The sequence below is a fragment of the Nocardia brasiliensis NBRC 14402 genome, from assembly GCF_000308475.2.
In the GTDB taxonomy this organism is placed as follows: Bacteria; Actinomycetota; Actinomycetes; order Mycobacteriales; family Mycobacteriaceae; genus Nocardia; species Nocardia brasiliensis.
Window position 1 is genome coordinate 45,265 of the sequence record NZ_BAFT02000083.1, and the last position, 22,944, is coordinate 68,208.

A 22,944-nucleotide genomic window follows, 5' to 3' on the forward strand; every position below is an offset into this window, starting at 1 on the left:
CCGGCAGGGCCTCAATTCACCTGAAGCACACTCAATTCCACTGTGACTGGCTGCGGGCCCGGAGTTCGGAGCCTGCGTTGGCCATTGTTTCGAGCTCGTCCAGGAACTTCTCGACCGCGTCCGCCTTGACCTCGGGGGAGCGGACCTGTTCGCGGACGTCGTCGGTGGTGCGGGTCAACACCAGTTCGGTGAAGTCGTCCTTGAGGTCGCGGATCAATTGCCTACGGGCCAGCTCGATCTGGTCGCGGCCCTGCTTGCGCACCCGCTCGACCTCCGCGGCCGCGGCCTCGCGCATCTGCACCACAATGGCCTCGGCGTCGGCGTGCGCGTCCTCGACCAGCTGGGCGAGTTCGGCGCGGGCCTCGGCCATGCCGTTGTCGTAGACCTCTTTGGCCTGGGTGAGCCGATCCGCGGCCTCCTGGTTCTCCTCCAGTTGTTTGCGGATCGCGTCCTGGGACTTGGCCATCATCCGTTTCACCGGCGGCACAACGTATTTGACGATGACCCAGACGATGACCACGAAGCCGAACAGCTGGCTGAGGAAGACCGGCCATTCGAACTTGATCTGATAAATACTCTCGGCGAGGATGTCGGTGCTGCTGCTGAGGGTCATGACGACGCCCGTCCTGTCTGATGGCCGCGGCTGGTGCCCGCGCGCCGATCATTGACGCCGACCATCCGAGTGGCCAGCGATTGGGCCAGCGGCTCGACAGCCTCACGCAAGTCCGCGGCGACCTGATCGGCCTGTGCCCGCAATTGCGCCTCGGCCTCCACGACAATCGCGTTGGCCTCCTGCTGTGCCTCGCCGCGCATCTGTTCGAGAATGGCGCGGCCTTCCGCACGCGCCTGGTTCCGGATCGCGGCCGCCTCGGCGCGCGCCTTTTCCAGCGCCGCCTGATGTTTGGCCTCGGCCTCGGTGAACAGCTGCCGAGCCTCCTTGGTCCTCGTCAAGGTCTCGGCAACGCGTTCTTCGCGTTCCGCCAATACCTTGCGGATCGGCGGAACGACGAAGAACCAGATGACTCCGAGCACGATCAGAAAGATCAGCAGCTCGACGAAGAAGGTGCCATTGGGGATGAGGAAGTTCCCCTGGGCCACCACATCTGTTCTCGGAGACATACCCGGTTACTTGCCGGGAGTAGCGAATACGAAGAGGGCCATGAAGGCTAGATTGATGAAGTACGCCGCCTCGACCAGACCGACGGTCAGGAAGAAGATGCCGCGCAGCCGACCTTCGGCTTCCGGCTGACGCGTGACTCCATTGATCAGCGCGGCACCGGCGAGGCCGTCACCGATACCCGCACCGATGGCGCCGCCCGCCATGATGATGCCGCCGCCGATAAGCGCGCCCTGGACGATGGACGCGGTGGTTGGGTCTGCCATGTTCTACTTCCTATTCTCGGATGTGTGCGTATGATTCGGCGCTCGCCGATCAGTGGTTTTCGTGCTCGAGGGACATCGACTGACTGAAATACAGCACAGTCAGCAGCGAGAAGATAAACGCTTGAATGGCGCCGACGAACAAGTCGAACAGCTTCCAGACGGCGTTCGGGCCCCAGCTGATCCAGAAGGGGAACAGGGTGATCACCGAGAGCATGACGCCACCGGCGAACATGTTTCCGAACAGTCGCAACGAGAGCGAGAGCGGCTTCGCGATTTCTTCGATGACGTTGATGAACACCATCGGTCCCCAGCCGGTATGGCCCTTCAACAACTGTTTGGCGTGACCGAACGGACCGCGTCGCGCGATACCCGCGGACTGGTAGGCGATGAAGACGAACAGCGCGAGCGCGTAGACGAAGTTGACGTCCGAGGCGGGCGGCGCGATCAATTCACCGTCGCCGACCTGTACCGGCAGCACGGACAACCAGTTCGACAGCAGGATGAACACGAACAGCGTGACGGCGAGCGGCAGCGCGAACGGCGCGACCTTCATGCCGATGGCGCTTTCCACCTGGCCGCGCATCTGCACCGTCACGGCCTCGAAGAACAGCTGCACGCCGTTGGGGACTCCGGAGGTCAGCTTCAGGCGCAGCAGGAACGCGAGCACGAGCACGATGATCGCCGCGACCGACGTGGACACGATCGTGTCCACGTTGAAGTCCATGCCGAAGACATGGGCCACGGCATGGTGGCCGACCTTGATCTTCGGTTCTTCTCCGGCGGGAGCCTCTTCGGCGAGCAACGTGACGCTCGAGGCCATCTGGGTAAACGAAATGGCTGAGATCGTCATGGCGTTTGGCGGAGCCCTTTCAATTCAGGCACAACGGTATTGAAGACCAGGGCGACTTGAAAAAGGGCCAGGCCGAAGAAGATCCCGACGCCGTTGGGGCGAGCCAGGAAAGCCACCAGGATCGCGACGGCGGTGATACCGAGCAGTCGCACGGCGGAAGAACCGACCAGGCGCTGCTTGCTCGGTGTGGCCGCGTTGGCTATTCGGGTGATGGCCCACAGGGTGAGCTGTGCATTCAGCCAACCGACGAACAACCCGGCGCAGATGAATGTGCCGAGCAGTAGTCGATCGATCATCCCGGTAATGGCCAACGCCAGCACACCCAGAGCGATCGCGACAATGGCTGAACGCCGTATCTGGAGCCTATTCACGTCCACACAGACACCGCCTTCGTCCATCGGCCCACCTCGTAGTGGGGGTCGTGATTGATCCACAGCATACACATCTCAACCTGCTTGCGTACCAAGGTTTTTGATCTTGCATTCCCGTGATCTTGAAATGGGTTCTAGATATCCTCTGGTTACCAAAGGCGTTGTTATGCAAGTGCATAGGAGAAGGGCCCGGCGCCATTCCGGCGGGGCCACTTTTCCTTTCTCGAAACGTGTTGAACTGCGCTTTTTCTGGAGCTCGTGGGGCCGGGTCCTGCGCGATCGGGCGGGCGGTCACCGGCTGGCCCAGGGTACGCCATCGAGGGGTAAATCGATGGCAACACGACAGTACGTGTTCGCTCCCCAGTTGGTGACGTGTCACCGCTTGTTGATATTTGTCCTGTTTAGTTTTTAAGTCCGTTTTGTCCGAATTTACGGCTGCTGAAAACTTGCTGCCGGAGAATACCCGGTGCGTAGTACTCGGCTTTCGGCAGGGCGGCGGTGCGGATCTGCGTGCCCCGGTTGGGAACTGCCCCAGCGCAGAATGCCGGATAGCTGTGAGTGATCCCAGATCTGTAACTCGCGCATGATCATCCGCATATCTCGGCCGGTCCTGGGCATTAGCGTTTACAGAGACTTCGAGTTACAGAGAGAGTGTGCGCGATGAGGCCTGAGTTCGCGGTGTCCGCACGGGGTTCCGAAGGTGGTGGCGCCGCACTGGATCAGGTCGCGCTGCTGACCGGTGCGGCGCTGGTGGTCGCCGCGGGTCTGTTCGTGGTGGCGTATCTGCATCGGACTCGGCGCATCACCTGGTTGCAGGCGAGCGCGGATCGGCTCGGTGCGTACAGCAATCGCCCCGGCTGGGTCGCGTTGCCGCTCACGCTGTTCCTCACCACTATCCTGACCGCGCTGGTCGGCTTCATCTGGGATGTCAGTCTGCACGTCGGCAAGGGCAGAGACGAAGGGCCGCTGGCCAATCCGGCGCACTACTTCATCCTGATCGGGCTGTTCTTCTTGTTCATCGCGGGGATGACGGCCGTGGTCCTGCCGCTCGACGAGAAGCCGGGCCCGGCCGCCATCCGGATCACCCGCACCTGGTACGCGCCGGTCGGCGGGGTGCTCATGGCCGCGGTCGGGCTGTACGCGCTGATCGGCTTCCCGCTCGACGACGTCTGGCACCGACTGTTCGGCCAGGACGTCACCCTGTGGGGCCCAACTCATCTCATGCTGATCGGCGGCGCGGGTTTGTCGTTGGTGGCGGTGCTGCTGCTGGAATTCGAGGGCCGGCTGGACCGGCCGGATCCCGAGCGGGTGGACGGGCGCTGGCTGTGGCTCGGACGGGTGTTCGCCTTCGGCGGCCTGCTGATCGGATTGTCGGTGTATCAGGTCGAATTCGACTTCGGCGTCGAGCAGTTCCGCTTCGTCTTCCAGCCGATGCTGATCACGGCGGCGGGGACGGTGGCCCTGGTGGGCGCGCGCTACACCCTCGGCCGCGGCAGTGCCCTGGTCGCGGTGGTGTTCGCCCTCGTGGTCCGCAGCCTCGTCGCCATGCTGGTCGGCCCGGTGCTCGGCGAACCGCACAACATCTTCCCGCTCTACCTCGGCATCGCCGTGGTGGTGGAGCTGATGGCGCTGCTGCCGCTGTCCGGCAGGCCGCTGTGGTGGGGCGCGCTCACCGGGCTGGCCGCCGCCACCGCCGGGCTCTGGCTCGATTCACTGTGGATCCAGCGCGCATTCGTCAACAGCTGGCCCGCGAGCATGTGGCCGGAGCTGCTGCTGATGTCGGTGCCGGTGGGCGTGGCCGGCGGGGTGCTCGGCGCACTGTTCGGTCTCGTGCTCTGCGGTGAGCCGATACCGAGACCCGCGGTGCGGCGCTCGATCGTGCTGCTCGCGGTCCTGATCGCCGGCCTGGCCACCGCGAACGGACTGCGCACCGAGGTGCCGGAGCAGGCGGGCGCGACCGTCCGGGTACAGGACGCCGACCCGGTGCGTGGCGGGCGGATGGTCACCCTCGATCTCACCCTGACGCCGACGGACGTGGTCGGCGACGACCCCGAATGGGTGCAGGTGCTCGCCTGGCAGGGCGGCGTCGGCCCGGACAGCCCGGGCCGCGGACTCGTCGTCGACCAGTTGCGGCTGGTCGAGCCCGGGCACTACCGCAGCACCAGACCCGTTCCGGCTTACGGCAACTGGAAGACGGTGTTGCGGGTGCACGACGGCCGGATGCTGGCGGCTCTGCCGATCTATCTGCCGGACGACCGCGGCATCGACGCGGCGGGCGTGCCCGCACCGGACGAGTTCACCCGCCCGTTCGTCTCGGAGATCACCGTGCTGCAGCGGGAGCGCTCGTTCGATCATCCGGCCTGGCTGCTCGCGGCCGCCTCGCTGGTCGTACTGGTCTGCTCGCTGCTCGTGATCGGCGCGCTCTCCTGGGGCGCGGCCCGGATCAACCTCGCGTATCGCAGTGACGTCCGCGCGCCGCAGCCGGTCCGGTCATGAACACGGACAGCACGGTGCTGGCCGGTCATTCGATGCTGCTGGCGATTCCGGCGTTCGTGCCCGCGCTCGCGGTGGTCGGCGTGATCCTGGTGATCGCGGCGCGTGATCGCCGGGCCGAACGGCGCGAGAACCGGCGAGCGACCGGGGAGAACGCGGAACCGCCTGGCAGAGAGGAGAACCCGTGACGCACACAGGCCGATGGAGCGGACTGGCGGCGATCGCCGCCGCGGTCACCGCGGTGACGGGGTGCGGGGTGAGCTCCGAGTCGCCCGCCGAGCGCACCGCCGCGAGCATCTCGATCGACCGCCCCGCGGAGGTGCGGATCGCCGTCCGGATCGCGGGCGGGACGGTGACGCCGACGAACACCAGAACCGAGGCCAGGCTGTATCAACCGATCATCGTCGAACTCGACAGCGACGCCGCCGATGAACTGCATGTGCATGCGGAACCGGGTCAGACCTTCCCGGTCGAGGCACGGGCCGGACAGGAGTTCCGCTTCATCGTCACGGTGCCCGGCCGCGTGGACATCGAACTGCACCGGGCGGGCAAGACCATCACCACCCTGCTGATCCGGCAGTGACGCGGCCGCTGGCGCACGGACTGAACGGCGCGGGGGATCTGCCGATTCCGTTGACCTACGCCCTCATCGGAGCCGCGTGGGCCCTGACCTTCTCGTTCGCGATCCTGCTCGTCGCCTGGCGCAGACCCCGGCTGGACCCGGACGGGCCCGACCTGCTGCTGCCCGCCCCCGTGCGCACGGTGCTCGACGCGCGTCCCGTCCGGATCGCGATCGCTGTGCCGAGCGTTCTGGCCGCCGTGCTGATCGCGCTGGTGGCCGTGTTCGGTTCCTCGTCGCCGCAGCACAATCCGGTGCCGGGAGTGCTCTATATATACGTGTGGGTCGGGGTGATGCTCGCATCGTTGGTGTTCGGTCCGGTCTGGCAGATCGTGTCCCCGGTGCGAGCGGTGCATCGGTTCGGCTGTGCCGTGCTGGGCCGCGATCCCGGACGTGGTGTCCGCGCCTATCCGGAGGCGTGGGGTTACCGGCCGGCCGTGCTCGGGTTGTTCGCGTTCGTCTGGCTGGAGCTGGCGTCCCCTGCGCCGGGTTCGGTTGCCGCCGTGGGCTGGTGGCTGCTCGGCTATGTCGTGCTCACCCTGGCCGGGCTGGTGCTGTTCGGCACGACCTGGGCCGAACGCGGGGATCCGTTCGAGGTGTACAGCAGCCTGCTCGCCCGGCTCAGCCCGCTCGGTCGCAGGTCCGCGACGGGTGCGCCGGTGCTGCGGTGGCCGTTGCACAACCTGGCGGGGACGCCGGTGCGGCCCGGGGCGGTGGCGCTCGCGGCGACCCTGCTCGGATCCACCGCGTTCGACAGTCTTTCCGCGTTGCCCGGCTGGCGCGAGCTGGTCGATACGCTCGGTGGCGCTTCGGTTTTCGCCGCGACGCTGGTCCGCACCGGTGGCCTGCTCACCGTCATCGCCGTGGTGGGCCTGCTGTTCGCCGGCGCCGCCCGCGCCACCGGCGGCCTGTCCCGGGCCGAGCGTGCCCGGCTGCCCGGTCTGCTCGTGCACAGCATCACGCCGATCGTCGCCGGTTATATCGTCGCGCACTACCTGACTTTTCTCGTCGAGAAAGGTCAGGCGACGGCGTTGCTGTTCGCGGATCCGTTCCAGCGCGGCTGGGATATCGCCGGTCTCGGGCACCACCGGGTGGTCTACCTGCTGTCCGCGCATCCTGCCGTGTTGGCCGGGGTGAAGGTGCTCGCCGTGCTGGCCGGGCACGTGCTCGGGGTGACCGCCGCGCACGATCGCTGCCTGCGCGTGCTGCCCCCGGCACAGCGCGCCACCGGTCAGCTCGCACTCATGCTGACCATGGTCGGCTTCACCTTCACCGGGCTGTACCTGCTGTTCGGCGGATGATCAGCCCGGCACATAGGGTTCGCCGTCGGCCTTCGGCGGCCGCACCTGGCCCACCGCACCCGCCACGGCGATCACCGTCAGCAGATACGGCGTCATCTGCAGCACCTCGGTCGGGATGGGCGTCGCCAGCACCTGCAACTGGCCCTGCAACGCCTTGGTGAAACCGAAAAACAGTGCGGCACAGGTCGCGCCGAGCGGATGCCAGCGGCCCATGATCACTGCCGCGAGCGCGATGAAACCGTTGCCCGCGGTCATCTCCTTGGTGAAACCGCCGGTGGAGCCGATGGTGAAGTAGGCGCCGCCGAGGCCGGCCACCGCACCCGCGAGCAGCACGGCCTGATACCGGACGCGCAGCACCTTGATGCCCACCGTCGCCGCGGCGCGCGGGTGTTCGCCGACCGCCCGGACCCGCAGACCCCAGCGCGTCCGATACAGCACGTAGCCGATCAGCACGACCGCGACGACCATCGCGTACACCAGCGCGGTCTGATCGAAGACGGTCGGGCCGATGATCGGAATCGAGGACAGCACCGGAATCGCGATGGGCTGCAACGTACCCGGGTTGTTGAACCGCGCCGGCCCGTTCGACAGATCACCTAGCTGATCGAACAGGAACCCGGTGATACCGGTGGCGAAGACCACCAGCACGACGCCGAGCACGATCTGGTTGACCAGGTAGCGGATCGAGAACACCGCGAGCAGCCATGCGACGAACACCCCGGCGAGTACCGCGGCCACCGCGCCGACCACGAAACTGCCGCTGACCGTGGCGATCAACGCCGCCGCGAACGCACCCGCCAGCAGTTGGCCCTCGATGGCGATATTGATGACGCCCGCGCGCTCGCACAGCACACCGGCCAGTGCGCCGAGGATCAGCGGGGTGGACAGCGCCAGCGTGCCCTGGATCTGATTGGTGAGCGGAAAGATCTTGCCCGAGGCGGCCCAGCAGACGAACGTCACCACGAACGCGAAGCCGAAGACGGTGAACAGCAGGCCCGCCCAGCGCCCGGACAGTCCGCGCCACAGGTGGGCGATCGCGATGCCGAGCGCGAGCACCGACAGCACCAGCGCCGCCGGTTTGGCGGGTACGTCGATATCCGACGGTCCGGCGGCATCCGGTGCGGCCAAACGGAAGTCGACGATGCCGGATCGGGTATAGAGCGCCAGCGCCACCGCGGTGAGCGCCAGGATCAGCAGCAGGATCCCGAGCCGCAGCCGCCGATTCCGCTTCTCGGGTGATTCCAGCGGACGGGCGGTGGCCTCGGATGTGGTCGTCACCATCAGTTCCACCCTTTCGCGAGGACGGCGTCCGCACGCTCGGCCTTGATCCGGAACACGGTGCGCACCACCGCGGGCGCCGCGACCAGCACGACGATCACCGCCTGCAACACGGTGACCAGGGTGAGCGGGGTACCGGTCGCGGCCTGCATCTCGTTGCCGCCCGCGTTGAGCGCGCCGAACAGCAGTGCGGCGTAGACGGTGCCGATCGGGCTGCCGCGCCCGAGCAGCGCGACGGTGATGCCGTCGAAGCCGAACGATCCGGCGATGCCGTTGGTCAGCGGCAGCGCGGTGCCGAGTACCTGCTGCGCGCCGGCGAGTCCGGCAAGACCGCCGGCGAGGAGCATCGCCAGCCCGTACGCCTTGCCGACGCTCATCCCCGCGGTGCGCGCGGCGTCGGGATTGGCGCCGACGGCGCGCAACCGGAAGCCGAGCGTCGACCGGGACAGCAGCCACCAGACGAGTCCGGCCGCGCCGAGCGCCACGAGCAGGCCGAGATGCAGCCGGGTATCGCCGAATCGGGGCAGCTGCGCGGTCTCGTCGACCACCGGACTGATCGGCTCGTTGCGCCCCGGCCGTTGCAACGTCGAGGTGGTGAGCAACCAGGTGAGCGCGTACAGCGCGACGTAGTTGCCCATGATCGTGGTGATCACCTCGTGCGCGCCGGTGCGGGCCTTCAGCAGTCCGGCGAGACCGCCCCACAGCGCGCCGCCCGCGACACCGGCCACTAAGGCGACCACCACGTGCAGCACCGGCGGCAGGTGCAGCGCGAAGCCGACCCAGCCCGCGCAGAGCGCCCCGGCGATGAGCTGACCCTGCGCGCCGATATTGAACAGTCCCGTCCGGAACGCCAGCGTGACCGCCAGCCCCGTGCAGATCAACGGCGTTGCGGCGACCAGGGTTTCGGCGATCTGGTGGGTGCCGCCGAAGGCCCCGAGGAACAGCGCCCGGTACGCCTCGCCGACCGCGGTGCCCGCCGCGGACACCGTGTCCAGCGGCCGCGCGAAGAAATAGCCCAGTGCCGCGGTCACATTCGGGTCGCTGACGATGATCAGCACCGCGCCGACGGCCAGCGCGAGCACCAATGCCAGTGCGCTGACGACGGTCTCGCGTACCCAGGCCCGGCCCGCCGGTCGGCCGTCGGTCGAATCGCCGCGCGTCGTCCCGGTCATGCGTCCTCCTCCGGCGCCGCGCCCGCCATCATCAGGCCGAGCCGATCGCGCGGGGTGTCGGGGCCGACGACGCCGACGATGCGGCCCCGGTACATGACGATGATGCGGTCCGACAGCGCATAGATCTCGTCCAGCTCGGTGGAGACGATCAGCACCGCGGTGCCCTGATCCCGTTCGCGGACAATGCGTTTGTGCACGAACTCGATCGACCCGACATCCAGGCCGCGGGTCGGCTGCCCGGCGATCAGCACCTCGAGTGGCCGCGACAGTTCCCGGGCCAGCACCACCTTCTGCTGATTGCCGCCGGACAGCGTGCGCACCGGGTCGGCGATCGACCCGGTGCGGATGTCGAACTCCGCGATCCGTTGGGTGGCATTGCGTTTCACCGCAGCGGGGGAGAGCACGCCGTGCCGGGAGAACTCCGGGCGGTCGATCAGATCGAGCACCAGATTCTCGGCGACGCTGAACGTGCCGATGATGCCGTCGTGCGAACGATCCTCCGGCACATAGCCGATCCCGGCCGCCAGGTGCTGACGCGGCGAGCGGCCCACCACCTGCCAGCCGCCGACGGCCACGGTGCCCGCCACCGGTGTCCGCAGCCCGAGCAGCGCACTGACCAGCTCGGATTGGCCGTTGCCGACCACGCCCGCGATGCCGACGATCTCGCCGCCGTCGACCCGGAACGACACGTCGTCCACGACGACGGCGCCGGCCGCGTCCACCACGGTCAGCCCGTCGACGACCAGGGTGGGGCCGGTCGGCGCGGCCGGTGTCTTGGCGACCACCAGCTCGACCGACCTGCCGACCATCAGTTCCGCGAGATCCGTTTCGGCAGTATCGGGTTCGACGGTGCCGACCACCTTGCCGCGGCGGATGACGGTGATCCGGTCGGCGATCCGGGTGACTTCCTTCAGCTTGTGCGTGATGAAGATGATCGAGGTGCCGTTCGCCGCGATGGCGCGCAGCACCTCGATCAATTCGTCGATCTCCTGCGGGGTGAGCACAGCGGTCGGCTCGTCGAGGATCAGCACTTCGACGTTGTTGGCCAACGCTTTCAGGATCTCCACCCGCTGCTGCTCACCGACCGAGAGATCGGCGACCAGCGCGTCCGGGCGCACCGGAAACCCGTACCGCTCGGACAATTCGCGCACCTGCCGCCGCGCGGCCGCGCGATCGAGCACGGCGAACCCCTTGGTCGGCTCGCGGCCCAGGATGATGTTCTCCGCGACGGTGAACACCGGAACGAGCATGAAATGCTGGTGCACCATGCCGATTCCGGCATCGATCGCGTCGCTGGGGGACAGGCAGGTCACGGCCTTGCCGTCCAGCAGGATCTCGCCCTCGTCCGGTTGCAGCAGGCCGTAGAGCATGTTCATCAACGTGCTCTTGCCCGCCCCGTTCTCGCCGAGCAGGCAGTGGATTTCGCCCGGTTCGACCACCAGGTCGATGTGGTCGTTGGCCAGCAAAGAACCGAATCGCTTGGTGAGACCGCGTAATTCGAGCCGCATATCGCTCCCCGTGGTGACGGCCGCGGCTCACTTGGCTGCGGGCTGGGCCTTCGAGGCCAGCGTGATCTTCCCGCTCGCGATATCGGCGGCCAGCGCGGTGATCTCGCTCTTCAGCTCGGCGGGTACGACGGAGTCGAACTCGTGGTACGGGGCCAGGCCGACGCCCTTGTTGGCCAGCGTGCCGACATAGGCCTGATTGCTGAACTGCTGGTGGAACGCGTCGGTGATCGCCTTCTGCACCGCGACGTCCATCGCCTTCTCGACGCTGGTGAGCAGCGACGAGCAGTACTCGGCGGCGCTGACACAGCCGTCGGTGTCGACCCAGATCGCGAGGACCTTGCCGCCCGAGGAATGCGCGGCTTCCAGCGCGCCCAGACCGGCCGGACCGGCCACCGGCAGCACGATGTCGGCGCCCTGGCTGATCAGATCGTTGGCCTTGGTCTTGCCGATGTTCTTGTCCTGGAAGTCGTTGGTGATCACGCCCTGCTGCGTGGCCTCGTCCCAGCCGAGCAGCTGCACCTGCTTGTTCTTCACCTTGTTGTAGTGCGCGATGCCCTCGGCGAAGCCGTCCATGAAGATCGCCACGGTGGGGATGTTGATGCCGCCGAACGTGCCGACCTTGCCGGTCTTGGTCTGCGCCGCGGCCAGATAGCCGGCCAGGAAAGACGGTTGGGCGGAATTGAAGGTCAGCCCCTGCAGGTTCGGCAGCGGCGGGTTCTTCTGGGTATCGGTGTAGGCGTAGTCCACGATCGCGAAGTCGATGTCCGGATTGGCCTTCGCGGCGGCGTAGGTCGCGTCGCCCTGCTTGAAGCCGATGGTGACGATGATGTTGCACTTCTGCCGGACCATCGTGTTGATGTTGGTCGGGTAGTCGTTGTCGGACTTGGACTCCAGCTGTGCCTTCGAGATGCCGAGCGCGGCGACGGCGTCGGTGACGCCCTTGAAGGAGGTCTGGTTGAACGACTTGTCGTCGAACTTGCCGGAGTCCGAGACCATGCACGCCTTGAAGTCCTTGGCGCCCGGTTCACCGGCTTTGTCCTGTTCAGCGGGCGGGCTACCGCACGCCGCGACGGTCAGCACGAGCACACCGGCGGCGGTGAGGGTGTGTAGCAACCTGCCCATTTTTGCCTCCTGAAACGCGATACCCCGCAACCCAACTCACCGATCCTGCCGAGGACTGCAGTGGTGGGAGGAGTTTAGGCCGCGAAACCGATCTTGGCGCGGTTTCGCGGACCTTCGCGGCGGGAGCGCCCCGGGCGGCTAGCCGGTCGCCGCGGCGGTGCGCAGCACCAGGACGGTGATCTCGCTGGGGGCGAAGACACGCAGCTGCGGACCCCAGAATCCGGTGCCGCGACTGGTGTAGAGCTGGGTGTTCACGCCGTGCCTGCTCAGGCCGGCCACCACCGGCTGATCCAGCCGGACCAGGTAGTGGAACGGCCAGATCTGGCCGCCGTGCGTGTGGCCGGAGATCTGCAGATCGATTCCCTCGGCCGCGGTGTCGGTGATCTGCTTGGGCTGATGGGCCAGCAGCACCACCGGCACCGTCCGGTCCGCACCGGCCAGCGCGGTGCGCAGGTCGGGGCCGTGCCCGGGCAGGCCGACACCGGTCGGATCGTCGATGCCCGCGATCACCAGCCGGTCACCGCCGCGGGTCACCGTCTCGTGCTGGTTGTGCAGCGGCTGCCAGCCGATCGAGGTCATGTGCTCGATCCAGCCCTGCGCGTCGCCGAAGTATTCGTGATTGCCGGTGATGTAGAACCGCCCCAGCGGCGCGTCGACCTTGCCGAGCGGATCGACCTGCGGGTGCCGCTTCGCCACCGACCCGTCCGCGAGATCCCCCGCATGGCAGGCGATATCGGGCCGTTGCGCGTTGACGACGTCGACCACCTTCTCCGACCAGCGCAGCCGATCGAGCGCGGCGAAATGGGTGTCGGTGACGACCACCAGGCGCAAGCCGTCGAGCCCGGGGCCGAGACCGCGAATCGGCACCTCGACCGTGCGCACCCGCGGCACCCGCCGCGCCTCGAACACGCCCCACGCCACCAGCGCGGTCGCGATCACGAACACGCCGGTGGCGACGACGCGCGAGCGCCCCGGATCCGACATCCCGCCCGCGGCCAGCGCCAGACCCGCGACATTGCCGAGCACCGACCAGCTGAACACCACCCACATCGCGCCGAGCAGGGTGTCGCCCACGATCGACGCGGCATCCGATTGCGCGGGGCCGTGCCCGAGGAACATCGCTGCGGGCAGCACGGCGAAACCGAGACCGAACAACGCGGTGCCCAGCCAGAACAGCGGCCCGGCGCCCGTGGTCGGCGCGGCGACCAGCGTCCACCAGGGCAGCAGGAACAGCACTGCGGGGATCGCCAGGAACAGGGCGACGCGGGGCACGTACTTCACAGAGACCATCCTCGGGGGGCGCGGTTGCGCACGGTCCCTCCGCCCGGCGCGGGCTCCGTCGAGATTACCCGGCGCGGACGGTGCGCTCGTAGCGCGTTCGTCCACAGCAGAACTCAGGCGGCGAGCCGGGCCGGAGTCAGGGACGGGTCAGCCGTGCGCCCCATCGGGTCGCGACCGTGTCGCCGGGGGCCAGCCGGATCAACCGGTCGCCGCTCTGAAAAGCATTGGGCGGACACGTCATCGGCTCCGCGGCCAGGCCGGTCCGCCGCCGCGGCGCGGGCAGCGGGTCGCCGGTGAACAACTGGATCACCGGATAGGAGTCGTCGACCCACAGCTCGGCGACCGCCCCGTCGGCGCCCTGCAATCGCACCCAGGCGCGGCCGTGCTCGTCGCGGGCCAGATCGGTGAACGGGTGGTCGATCGGCACGCTGCCGAGCGGCTTCGGTGCGGCGAAATCGAAGACGGTGCCGTGGACGGGTTCGGTGCCGACGGGCAATTGCCGGTCCGGGTCGCTGACGATCCGGGTCCCGGCCGCGAAGCACAGCGTCGCCGCGTCGATCGGGCCGGTGCCCGGCGAGAGGTAGGGATGGTGGCCGCACCCGTACGGCGCGGGGGTATCGCCGAGATTGCTTGCCGTGGTGGTCACCGTCAGGCCCTGGTCGGACAGCGCGTAGCGGATGGCGAGCTCGAGCTGGAACGGGTAACCCTTGCTCGGATGCAAGGTGGCCCGCATGGTGACCTCGTCCTGCTCGTGCTCGGTCGCGCGCCAGGGTCGCCAGCGCAGCAGCCCGTGGATGGCGTTCTGCTTGCCGGGTTCGGAGAGGGCGAGCTGGTGGTCGACGCCGTCGAACTGGTACCTGCCGTCGGCCAGCCGATTCGGCCAGGGGATCAGCGCGGCGCCGCGGCCGCCGTCCGACATCGCCGTGACGGCATAGGGCTCGAGCACATCGCGGTCACCGACGCGGTACTCCCTGATCCCGCCGCCGACCTCGACGATCACCGCCCGTTGCTCCCCGTGGCCGATGGAGAACTGCTGTCCGGACGGTGGCGGAGTCATGGGAGGGACGGTACCGTTCGACGCTCCGGCCGCCCGCACCTGGTCGGTCGTTCAGTACCGGGCGGCGGTCCGGGAAGGCCGATCGCACAACGAAGTTCGGTGCCACGCCCGGCGCGCGCCGACCCGGTCAGGGGATGCGGGCGACCGCGCTGAGCATGGAGACCGCCTCGGCGCGTGGGTGCGGCCGATACTCCTCGGGCCGCCAGGCGGTCACTGACGCGATGCCCGGCGGGACGAGTTCCAGGTCGATGAAGAAGCGGGCGAACTCCTCGCTGGTGCGCAACCGGAACGGGACGCCGCTGCGCTTGTTGGCGGCATTGTTCTCGGCGAGTTCGTCGGGGGAGAGGTGGTCGCTGGTCGCGTGCGACATCACCAGGTAACTACCGGAGGGCAGCGCGTCGCACAGCTTGCGGACCAGTTCGTAGGGACCGTCGTCGTCGGTCAAGAAGTGCATGATGGCCACCAGCATCAAGGCCACCGGCTGGTCCAGGTCCAGCACCCGGAGCAGATCCGGGTGGCCGAGGATGCGGTCGGGGTCGCGGATGTCGGCGTCGAGGTAGGCCGTCGCGCCCTCGGGTGAGCTGTTCAACAGCGCGCGGGCGTGCACCAGCACGATCGGATCGTTGTCCACATAGACGATGCGCGACTCGGGCGCGATGCCCTGGGCGATCTCGTGCACGTTGCCCGCCGTGGGCAGGCCCGCGCCGATATCGAGGAACTGGCGCACGCCGGCATCGGCCAGGTAGCCGACGGCCCGGCGCAGGAAATTGCGGTTCTCCAGCGCGGCCAGCCGGATGGTGGGAAAAGCCTGCGCGACCATGTCGGCGGACTCCCGGTCGGCGGGGAAATTGTCCTTGCCGCCGAGCCAGTAATCGTACCGGCGCGCCGGGTGCGGCTTCGAGACGTCGATTCTCGCCGCTGCCGATTCCGAGTCCACAACGCCCTCAATTCATCTCGACTATGGTCATCATGTCAGCTCGAGTTGCGAACCAGTAGCGAGGGTGACGTCGCGCCGCCCCGGGAGGGTCCATCATGCCACTGCACTACAGCCCGTACGACTTCGCCGTGCACGAGGACCCGTATCCGGCCTATGCCAGGCTGCGTACCGAGGCGCCGGTCTACCGGAACGCGGCCGACGACTTCTGGGCGCTCTCGCGGCATGCGGATATTCTTGCCGCGCTACGGGATTCGGATCGTTTCTCGAGCGCCAACGGCTCGATTCGGATGGAGCCGGCGTTCTGGGGGCCGCAGGCCGAGCAGATGTTCTCCTTCGTCGCGATGGACCCGCCGCGGCACACCCGCATGCGCGGACTCGTGGTGCGGGCGTTCACCCAGCACCGGGTGCAGGCACTGGAACCGAGGTTGCGGGAGATCGCTCGGGGACTGCTGGAGCCCCTGCTCGAGCGCGGCGAATTCGACCTGATGACCGAATTCGCGGGCCCCTATCCGACCGACGTGGTCTCCGAACTGGTCGGTGTGCCCGAGCGCGACCGCGAGATGATCCGCAAGCTCGGCATGGAGATCATGTACTCCGACGAGGAGTCGACCGACCTGCGGCCCGAGGCGATCCAGGCGATCGGCGCTCTCATCGGCTACTACACCGAGCTGACCATCGAGCGCAGCAAGGATCGGCGCGACGATCTGCTCTCCGGCCTGCTCGACGCGGCCGACGGCACCGACCGGCTCACTCCGGAGGAGATCGTGGGCGTGCTGATCCTGCTGGTCGGGGCGGGCATCGAGACCACCATGCTCACCCTCGGCAACCTCTGGCATGCCGCCTGGCGGCATCCGGACCAGCGGCGCAAGGCCTTCGACGGGCGCATCGACGACTGGATCGCCGAGGGCATGCGCTACGACCCGGCCACCCAGACCGCGCTGCGCACCGCGACCGAGGAGTTCGAGTTGCACGGGACGACGGTGCCCGCGGGCGCCCGGATGCTGCTGCTGACCGGGTCGGCCAACCGGGATCCGGCGGTCTTCGCCGAGCCGGACCGGTTCGACCTGGACCGCGACACCAGTGCTGCGCTGGTGTTCGGCAGCGGCAGGCATCACTGCCTCGGCGCCAACCTCGGCCAGCTGGAGCTGCGCGTCGCGCTGAGCGAGATCGTCGGCAAGATCGCGGAGTACGAGATCGATCCGGCCGGTGTGCGCCGCATCCACGCGTCCAACAACCGCGGATTCGCGGCCTTGCCCACCACGGTCACAGCGCGCTGACCAGCGCGGTCGATGGGCGACCGGGGGTGCGATCGCCCACCATTCAACAATCAAACGACCGGTTTGGTATTGCGATATCCGGGACATATTCGCCGACGGTGTCTGCCCTCAATTCTCGGGGCGGCTGTTCGCCGGTGACCGCGGCTGCCTGTCGAAAACTGTTGCGGCACAACGTATAAACCAAAAAGTGTGGGTACTTCCAGGCGGTAGCGAGTACCGTCTTTTGTTATTGCGGGGCCGTAGGGGGGCTGCTAGTCTCGTGTCGAAGCGAAAATATGCTCGGGGGTGCGTCGAACAACGTCGAACTCGTTGTCGGCGACTGAAATCAGCAATTTTCTGGGGGAGACGCATGTCTATCGCATGTGCGACGAATCTGCTCAATTCAACAACTGAAGTGCACCTTTGCCGCCGGATCGGACGCGACTCATGAGTGCACTCGAACAATACTGCATCGAAGAGTTCGATGCGAAAACAGACCGGGTAGGATTTCCGGCGGAACCGTCTTATCCGCGATTGTTGGGCGTGGCGACCGCAACGCCGTCCACCCGCTACAGTCAACGCGAACTGGTCGAGCTGCTGAATATATCCGACCCCAAAATCAGGGGCATATTTCTCAACGGCGGAATCGAAACCCGGCACCTGGTGCTGCCGCCCCGCGATGCCGACGGCAATTACCGGGTCGAAACGCAGGGCGAGCTGCTCGCCAAACACCGCAGGGAAGGCGTGCACGCGGCCGCCCAGGCGATCCGGGCCTGCCTGCGCGAGCTGGGCCGGGACGTGCGCGACATCGGATACCTGGTGGCCGTCACCACCACCGGCTTCCTGACGCCGGGCTTCAGCGCGCTGCTGATCAACGAGCTGGGGCTCTCGGCGCATACCGCGCGCCTCGACGTCGTCGGCATGGGCTGCAATGCCGGTTTGAACGGGGTGACCGCCGCGGCCTCGTGGTCGGCGGCCCATCCCGGCGAGCTGGCGATGCTGGCCTGCTCGGAAACGTGTTCGGCGGCCTACGTTTTCGACGGGACGCTGCGAACAGCGGTGGTGAACAGCCTGTTCGGCGACGGCGCGGCGGCGCTGGCGATCGGCACGGATCTCGCGCCCGAATCGCTCGCGCCGGCCGCCGAGCGCGCGCCCGCGCTGCTGGCCCAGCGCAGTTACATGATCACGCACGCGGTCGGGGCGATGCGCTACGACTGGGACGAGGACGCGGGCAAGTTCAGCTTCTACCTGGACAAGGAAGTCCCGTACGAGGTCGGCGCGCACGTGGAGATCGTCGTCGACCGCCTGCTCCTCGAGAACGGACTGCGGCGCAAGGACATCGCGCACTGGATCGTGCATGCCGGCGGCAAGAAGGTCATCGACGCCGTGAAAATCAATCTCGGGCTCACCGGGCACGATGTGCGGCACACCGTCAGCGTTATGCGTGATTACGGAAATCTCTCCAGCGGGTCGTTTTTGTTCTCCTATCAGCGCCTGCTCGCCGAGCGGGTGGTCCGGCCCGGCGACTACGGGATATTGATGACCATGGGGCCCGGCTCGCAGATCGAAACCGCATTGCTCAGATTCTGATCTCTTCACTTTCGAAACCTACCTAGACAAGGCATGTCGATGAACAGTTCAACTGTCGATTCGAACGGCGCCGAGCAGGGAAATGGCGACGTTCATGTCATCACCGCGGTGATTTCCGCGGACCGTCCGTTGTCCGCCGACCTGGTGGCCTCGGTGACCGCGGTCGCACGCCGGGCCGAGGACACCACACCGGAATTGCGCCACTGCGTCGTCCTCTATATCCACGGGGCCCGGCCGGACGAATATTTCGCCTGGCCCGGCGATGTCGCCGTCGCCGACGTCGGCAAATGGGAGAGCGCGCTGCGCCGCCTGGAGCAGGTACCCGCGCCGATCATCGCCGTGGTGAGCGGTGCGGCCTACGGTCCGGCAGCCGAATTGCTGCTGGTCGCCGACTACCGGATCGTGCGCGCGGGCGCCACCTTCGGCCTGGCCCGCACCGGTGCGGGCGTCTGGCCCGCGATGGCGCTCTATCGGCTCGCCGGGCAGGCGGGCCTGGGCCGCGCCAGGGAGCTGGCGATCCACGGGCGGACGCTGTCCGCCGAGGCGGCGCGCGAACACGGGCTGATCGATCAGGTGATCACCGAGGGCGGCGAGGCGGCCGCGATCACGGCGGCCGTCGGGCTGTTCGGTGCCGCGGTCGGCTCCGAACTCGCGATCCGCCGCCGGCTGTTGCTGGACGCCGCGACCACGCGTTTCGAGGATGCGCTCGGCGCCCACCTCGCGGCGTCCGATCGGATGCTGCGCCGGGAACGGGCCGCGTCGTGACGGCGGCCCGCCTCTCGCGCGCGGACGCCGCGCTCGATCGCGACCGAGCCGAAGTACGCACGGCGGCAACAGAACACGCTGCCTTCCTGCGTTCACTCGGGCCGGTGCCGCAGCGCGGTGCGAGCGACGCGGCGCGAGCGGCCGAGTCCCACCGTGCCGTGCGGACGCTGCGCCACCGGTTCCTGCGCGCGCATCTGGGCGAGGTGTACGCCGCGGCGACCGACGACCTGCGTCGCCCGCTGCGACTGGCCGAGCTCGCCGCGGCGGCCGGGGAGCTGTTTCCCGGTCTGCTGCCCGATGCCGGGCAACTCGCCGCCGAAGCCGGTACGCCGCAGGCGGCCAAGGAAGGCTGGGAGATCGACCAAGGCGTCTTTTTCCACGCCGTCTTCGCCGATCCCGTGGCGGGCAACCATCTGCTGGACGCGATGCGCGCTCCGACGCCCCGCGCGCTCGGCCTGCTGGCCGAGTACGAGGCGACCGGGCTGCTCACCCTGCCCGCGGTCGAGCTGCGGCGCACCGGCACCACCGCGACGCTGACCATCACCAACGGCCACTGCCTCAACGCCGAGGACAACCAGCACGTCGCGGACATGGAGTGCGCGGTCGATCTGGTCCTGCTCGACCCGCGGTCCCGGGTCGGCGTGGTGCGCGGCGGCGTGATGGATCATCCGCGGTACCGCGGTCGCCGGGTGTTCAGCGCGGGCATCAACCTGGCGCAGCTGCACGAGGGACGGATCTCGTTCGTCGATTTCCTCCTCGGTCGCGAAACCGGTTATATCGCAAAGATTCTGCGCGGGATGACCCGGGACGAGCGGCACTGGCTGTCCGGTCCGGCCACCAAGCCGTGGATCGCCGCGGTCGACTCGTTCGCGATCGGCGGCGGTGCGCAGCTGCTGCTGGTCTTCGATCGGGTGATCGCGGCCGCCGACAGTTTCGTCAGCCTGCCCGCCGCGCAGGAGGGCATCATTCCGGGGGCGGGCAACCTGCGCCTGGGTCGCGCGACGAACTTCCGGCTCTCCCGCGAGGTGATCCTGTGGGGGCGCAAGATCGCGGCGACCGACCCCGATGCCCGTCTCGTGCTGGACACGGTGGTCGAACCCGACGCGATGGACGCCGAAATCGACCGGGCCGCAGCAGAACTCGCCGCACCGGCGGTCGTCGCGAACAAGCACATGCTGGTCTGCGCCGAGGAACCACAGGACGTGTTCCGGCGCTACCTGTCGGAATTCGCGCTGCACCAGGCGTTGCGCTGCTACGGCGCCGACGTGCTGACGAAGGTGAGCCGCTTCCATGCGGGGGTGGGCCGATGACGCTGTCCGCCGAGGCCTTGACGACGGTGGACTACCGCAAGCACGGCCGCGTCGCCACCGTGGAACTGGACCGGCCCGAGGTGCTCAACGCGATGAACCTGCGGATGCACCACGAGCTCGGGCAGGTCTGGGACGATATCGAGGCCGACCCGGCGATCTGGGTGGTAGTGCTCGGCGGCAAAGGGGGACGGGCGTTTTCGGTCGGGCAGGATCTGAAGGAGCTGGCCGGGCGGATCGACGCGGGCACGGCGCACTCGTCGATCGGTAGTGCGGGCAAGCCGGGATTCCCCCGGCTGACCGAGCGATTCGCCTTCGCCAAGCCGGTGATCGCCAAGGTGTCCGGCTACGCACTCGGCGGTGGTTTCGAGCTCGCGCTCGCCTGCGACCTCATCGTCGCCGCCGACGACGCCGAATTCGGGCTCCCCGAAGCGAAACTCGGGCTGATCCCGGGGGCGGGCGGGGTGTTCCGGCTGCCGCGGCAGGCGCCGTATCGGGTGGCGCTCGGGTATCTGCTGACCGGCCGGCGGTTGTCCGCCGCACGGGCCGCCGCACTCGGCCTGATCAACGAAATGGTCCCGGCCGCCGAACTGGACGCCTGCGTCGATCGCTGGGTCGCCGATCTGCTGGCCTGTGCGCCGCTGTCGGTGCGCGCGATCAAGCAGGCCGCCGCGGCCGGGGCGGCCAAGTCGCTGCCGGACGCATTCGTGGCCGATTACCCGTGGGAAACCCTGCGGGCGAATTCGGCCGACGCACAGGAAGGACCCCGGGCCTTCGTGGCGAAACGCGCCCCGAACTGGACCGGGCAATGAAGGAATGACAATGGATTCACCTGGTAAGAAGCTGGGACGCGACATCATCTTCGACTATCTGCGCGACGCGGGGATCGAATACGCCTTCGGCGTGCCGGGCACCCACGAGATCCCGCTGATCGACGGCACCACCATCCCGGAGAACGGGGTGTCCTACATTCCGTGCCTGCACGAGAACATCGCGCTCGGCGCCGCCATGGGCTACGCCAGGATGTCGGGGCGGCCGGGCGCGGCGATCGTGCACGTCACCCCGGGCACCGCCAACATCATCGGAAACCTGTTCAACGCTTACCGTTCCAACATTCCGCTGATCGTGTTCTGCGGCCAGCAGCACAGCGATCTGCTGGTGCAGGAGCCGATCCTGGCCTCGGACCTGGTGCGGACCGCGGGCCAGTACACCAAGTGGGCCCACGAGATCCGCAACGTCGACGAGATCCCGATCGTCATGCAGCGCGCGTTCAAAGAGGTGCTGGTGCCGCCGTTCCAGCCGGTGTTCATCTCGATACCGTGGAACTTCCTGATCGAGGCGCCCGCGCTGCAGGAGACGGGGCGGGCCACCCGGATCGCGCACGCGGTGATCGGCGATCCGGCCGGCGTCGCGGCGGCCGCGGAAACCCTCGCCCGCGCGCGGAATCCGGTGCTGCTGGTGGGCGACGGCGTCGGCGAGGCGGCGGCCTGGCCGGAGATCGAGGAGCTGGCGACGCTGCTCGGCGCGGCGGTCTATTCGACGAATCAATCGAGCAGGCTGAACTATCCCAACGATCTGCCGCACTGGCAGGGCGAGCTGCTGCCCACCCAGGAGGGTGTGCACATGCAGCTGGGCGACTTCGACACGGTCTTCCAGATCGGGGTGAACACCCAGGCGCAGATCCTCGTCTTCCGCTGGGAGAACGGGCCGATCATTCCGGCGCATCTCACCCAGGTCACGCTGCACAACGACGCGTGGGAGATCGGCAAGAACTACTACTCGGAGGTCGGGGTCCTCGGCGACATTGCGATGACGTTGCCGCGGATCATCGACGGCATCGCCACCCACCCGGACTTCGACTGGTCCGCGGCCGAGGCGAGAAACTTTCGGGTGCAACAGCTTTCCGTCGGACGCGACGAGGGGTTCGCGGCCCTGACGGATCTCTTCGCGCACGCCGAGGTGGACGCGCGGATTCCCGATATCCAGGTGCCGATGGCCATCGCCGAGGTGCAGGAGACGCTCAGCAAGCCGATCACCGTGATCAACGAGGCGTTCTCGATCCTGGCCGCGGTGCAGAAGACGATCCGGTACGACGTGCCCGACGCCTACTTCTGCACCACGGGCGGTTCGCTGGGCTTCTCCTTGCCTGCGTCGCTGGGTATTTCGCTCGCCCTGGGCAAGGAGCGGCTGGTCGTGAACATCGTCGGCGACGGGTCCGCGCTGTTCCACACCAATGCCTGGTGGACCACGCGCAAGTTCGACCTGCCGGTGCTGTACCTGGTGCTGAACAACCACGAGTACAAGACGCTGATGACCGGCGTCGGCGCGATCGAGCAGATCTACGGGTGGGAGCCCGCCAACGAACCCTGGTATCTGCGGCTGGGGCAGCCCAATCAGGACTTCGCGGCGATCGCGGCGACCTTCGATATCGACGGCGAGGTCGTCACCGAGGGTTGCAAGCTGCGCGACGCCATCGAGCGCGGGTTCAAGGTGATCGAGGGCGGCGCGCCCTACGTGATCGACATCCGCGTCGATCCCGCGTCCGGGCCGCCCGCGCCCACGGTGGACATGTTCATGGCCGAAAAGCCGGGCGTGGATGCCGAACTGGTGCAACGCCTGCAGGCGCTCGGCCCGCCCTGATCCGGCCTCGCAAC

Annotated in this window: 22 protein-coding genes; 10 read left to right on the top strand and 12 right to left on the bottom strand. The window is 67.8% G+C overall.

Annotated elements, in window-relative coordinates; all coding sequences use genetic code 11:
• Window positions 1–31: 31 nt before the first annotated feature.
• From TY25_RS30240 to TY25_RS30260, 5 genes are read right to left on the bottom strand one after another with little or no spacing between them, the layout of a single operon-like run.
• Window positions 32–613 carry a F0F1 ATP synthase subunit B family protein gene (locus TY25_RS30240; RefSeq protein ID WP_052383281.1) on the bottom strand — a complete coding sequence of 194 codons (582 nt, stop codon included), beginning with the start codon at window positions 611–613 and terminating at the stop codon, window positions 32–34.
• Window positions 610–1,119, bottom strand: coding sequence for a F0F1 ATP synthase subunit B (locus tag TY25_RS30245; protein WP_042261775.1), 510 nt, complete (start codon window positions 1,117–1,119; stop codon window positions 610–612). The genes TY25_RS30240 and TY25_RS30245 overlap by 4 nt, the downstream gene beginning before the upstream one ends.
• A 6-nt stretch (window positions 1,120–1,125) precedes the next feature.
• A complete protein-coding gene (locus TY25_RS30250; RefSeq protein WP_014987379.1) occupies window positions 1,126–1,383 on the bottom strand; it encodes a F0F1 ATP synthase subunit C in 258 nt (85 codons plus the stop codon).
• A 49-nt stretch (window positions 1,384–1,432) separates the two neighbouring features.
• On the bottom strand, window positions 1,433–2,203 hold the full coding sequence (atpB, locus tag TY25_RS30255; RefSeq protein WP_042261777.1) for a F0F1 ATP synthase subunit A: 771 nt from the start codon (window positions 2,201–2,203) through the stop codon (window positions 1,433–1,435).
• Window positions 2,204–2,229: 26 nt separating this feature from the next.
• Window positions 2,230–2,631 (bottom strand): hypothetical protein, encoded by a 402-nt coding sequence (locus TY25_RS30260; protein ID WP_014987377.1) that lies wholly within the window; start codon window positions 2,629–2,631, stop codon window positions 2,230–2,232.
• Between the two features lie 633 nt (window positions 2,632–3,264).
• On the opposite strand from TY25_RS30260, the gene TY25_RS30265 reads away from it, so the two are divergent.
• From TY25_RS30265 to TY25_RS30280, 4 genes are read left to right on the top strand one after another with little or no spacing between them, the layout of a single operon-like run.
• A complete protein-coding gene (locus TY25_RS30265; protein ID WP_042261781.1) occupies window positions 3,265–5,100 on the top strand; it encodes a hypothetical protein in 1,836 nt (611 codons plus the stop codon).
• Window positions 5,097–5,285, top strand: a complete 189-nt coding sequence (locus TY25_RS30270; RefSeq protein ID WP_042261783.1) for a hypothetical protein — start codon at window positions 5,097–5,099, stop codon at window positions 5,283–5,285. The genes TY25_RS30265 and TY25_RS30270 overlap by 4 nt, the downstream gene beginning before the upstream one ends.
• Window positions 5,282–5,680 carry a hypothetical protein gene (locus TY25_RS30275; protein ID WP_042261785.1) on the top strand — a complete coding sequence of 133 codons (399 nt, stop codon included), beginning with the start codon at window positions 5,282–5,284 and terminating at the stop codon, window positions 5,678–5,680. Before TY25_RS30270 ends, TY25_RS30275 begins: the two co-directional genes overlap by 4 nt.
• Window positions 5,677–7,017 carry a hypothetical protein gene (locus TY25_RS30280; RefSeq protein ID WP_042261788.1) on the top strand — a complete coding sequence of 447 codons (1,341 nt, stop codon included), beginning with the start codon at window positions 5,677–5,679 and terminating at the stop codon, window positions 7,015–7,017. Before TY25_RS30275 ends, TY25_RS30280 begins: the two co-directional genes overlap by 4 nt.
• Here the strand turns inward: TY25_RS30280 and TY25_RS30285 are convergent, their stop codons facing one another.
• The 7 genes from TY25_RS30285 to TY25_RS30315 all read right to left on the bottom strand — a co-directional run bounded on the left by TY25_RS30285 (window position 7,018) and on the right by TY25_RS30315 (window position 15,372).
• A complete protein-coding gene (locus TY25_RS30285) occupies window positions 7,018–8,298 on the bottom strand; it encodes an ABC transporter permease (protein ID WP_042261838.1) in 1,281 nt (426 codons plus the stop codon). It lies immediately after the preceding gene.
• Window positions 8,298–9,467, bottom strand: a complete 1,170-nt coding sequence (locus TY25_RS30290; RefSeq protein WP_042261790.1) for an ABC transporter permease — start codon at window positions 9,465–9,467, stop codon at window positions 8,298–8,300. The genes TY25_RS30285 and TY25_RS30290 overlap by 1 nt, the downstream gene beginning before the upstream one ends.
• A complete protein-coding gene (locus tag TY25_RS30295) occupies window positions 9,464–10,975 on the bottom strand; it encodes an ABC transporter ATP-binding protein (protein WP_042261792.1) in 1,512 nt (503 codons plus the stop codon). The genes TY25_RS30290 and TY25_RS30295 overlap by 4 nt, the downstream gene beginning before the upstream one ends.
• A 27-nt stretch (window positions 10,976–11,002) precedes the next feature.
• A complete protein-coding gene (locus TY25_RS30300; RefSeq protein ID WP_042261794.1) occupies window positions 11,003–12,097 on the bottom strand; it encodes a BMP family lipoprotein in 1,095 nt (364 codons plus the stop codon).
• 138 nt (window positions 12,098–12,235) lie between these two features.
• Window positions 12,236–13,387 carry a metallophosphoesterase gene (locus TY25_RS30305; RefSeq protein WP_042261796.1) on the bottom strand — a complete coding sequence of 384 codons (1,152 nt, stop codon included), beginning with the start codon at window positions 13,385–13,387 and terminating at the stop codon, window positions 12,236–12,238.
• Between the two features lie 127 nt (window positions 13,388–13,514).
• On the bottom strand, window positions 13,515–14,435 hold the full coding sequence (locus TY25_RS30310) for an aldose 1-epimerase family protein (RefSeq protein ID WP_042261798.1): 921 nt from the start codon (window positions 14,433–14,435) through the stop codon (window positions 13,515–13,517).
• Window positions 14,436–14,562: 127 nt separating this feature from the next.
• Entirely contained in the window at window positions 14,563–15,372 is an 810-nt protein-coding gene (locus tag TY25_RS30315) for an SAM-dependent methyltransferase (protein ID WP_042261800.1), read from the bottom strand.
• A 95-nt stretch (window positions 15,373–15,467) separates the two neighbouring features.
• On the opposite strand from TY25_RS30315, the gene TY25_RS30320 reads away from it, so the two are divergent.
• From TY25_RS30320 to TY25_RS30345, 6 genes are all read left to right on the top strand, one after another.
• Window positions 15,468–16,649, top strand: coding sequence for a cytochrome P450 (locus TY25_RS30320; RefSeq protein WP_042261801.1), 1,182 nt, complete (start codon window positions 15,468–15,470; stop codon window positions 16,647–16,649).
• A 522-nt stretch (window positions 16,650–17,171) separates the two neighbouring features.
• A complete protein-coding gene (gene dpgA / locus TY25_RS30325; RefSeq protein ID WP_226887211.1) occupies window positions 17,172–18,218 on the top strand; it encodes a 3,5-dihydroxyphenylacetyl-CoA synthase DpgA in 1,047 nt (348 codons plus the stop codon).
• Between the two features lie 39 nt (window positions 18,219–18,257).
• On the top strand, window positions 18,258–18,983 hold the full coding sequence (gene dpgB / locus TY25_RS30330) for an enoyl-CoA-hydratase DpgB (RefSeq protein ID WP_226887212.1): 726 nt from the start codon (window positions 18,258–18,260) through the stop codon (window positions 18,981–18,983).
• Window positions 18,980–20,293, top strand: a complete 1,314-nt coding sequence (dpgC, locus tag TY25_RS30335; RefSeq protein ID WP_042261803.1) for a (3,5-dihydroxyphenyl)acetyl-CoA 1,2-dioxygenase DpgC — start codon at window positions 18,980–18,982, stop codon at window positions 20,291–20,293. The genes dpgB and dpgC overlap by 4 nt, the downstream gene beginning before the upstream one ends.
• Window positions 20,290–21,102 carry an enoyl-CoA-hydratase DpgD gene (gene dpgD / locus TY25_RS30340; RefSeq protein WP_042261804.1) on the top strand — a complete coding sequence of 271 codons (813 nt, stop codon included), beginning with the start codon at window positions 20,290–20,292 and terminating at the stop codon, window positions 21,100–21,102. The genes dpgC and dpgD overlap by 4 nt, the downstream gene beginning before the upstream one ends.
• Before the next feature lie 10 nt (window positions 21,103–21,112).
• Entirely contained in the window at window positions 21,113–22,930 is a 1,818-nt protein-coding gene (locus TY25_RS30345; protein WP_042261806.1) for a thiamine pyrophosphate-binding protein, read from the top strand.
• Window positions 22,931–22,944 lie beyond the last annotated feature (14 nt).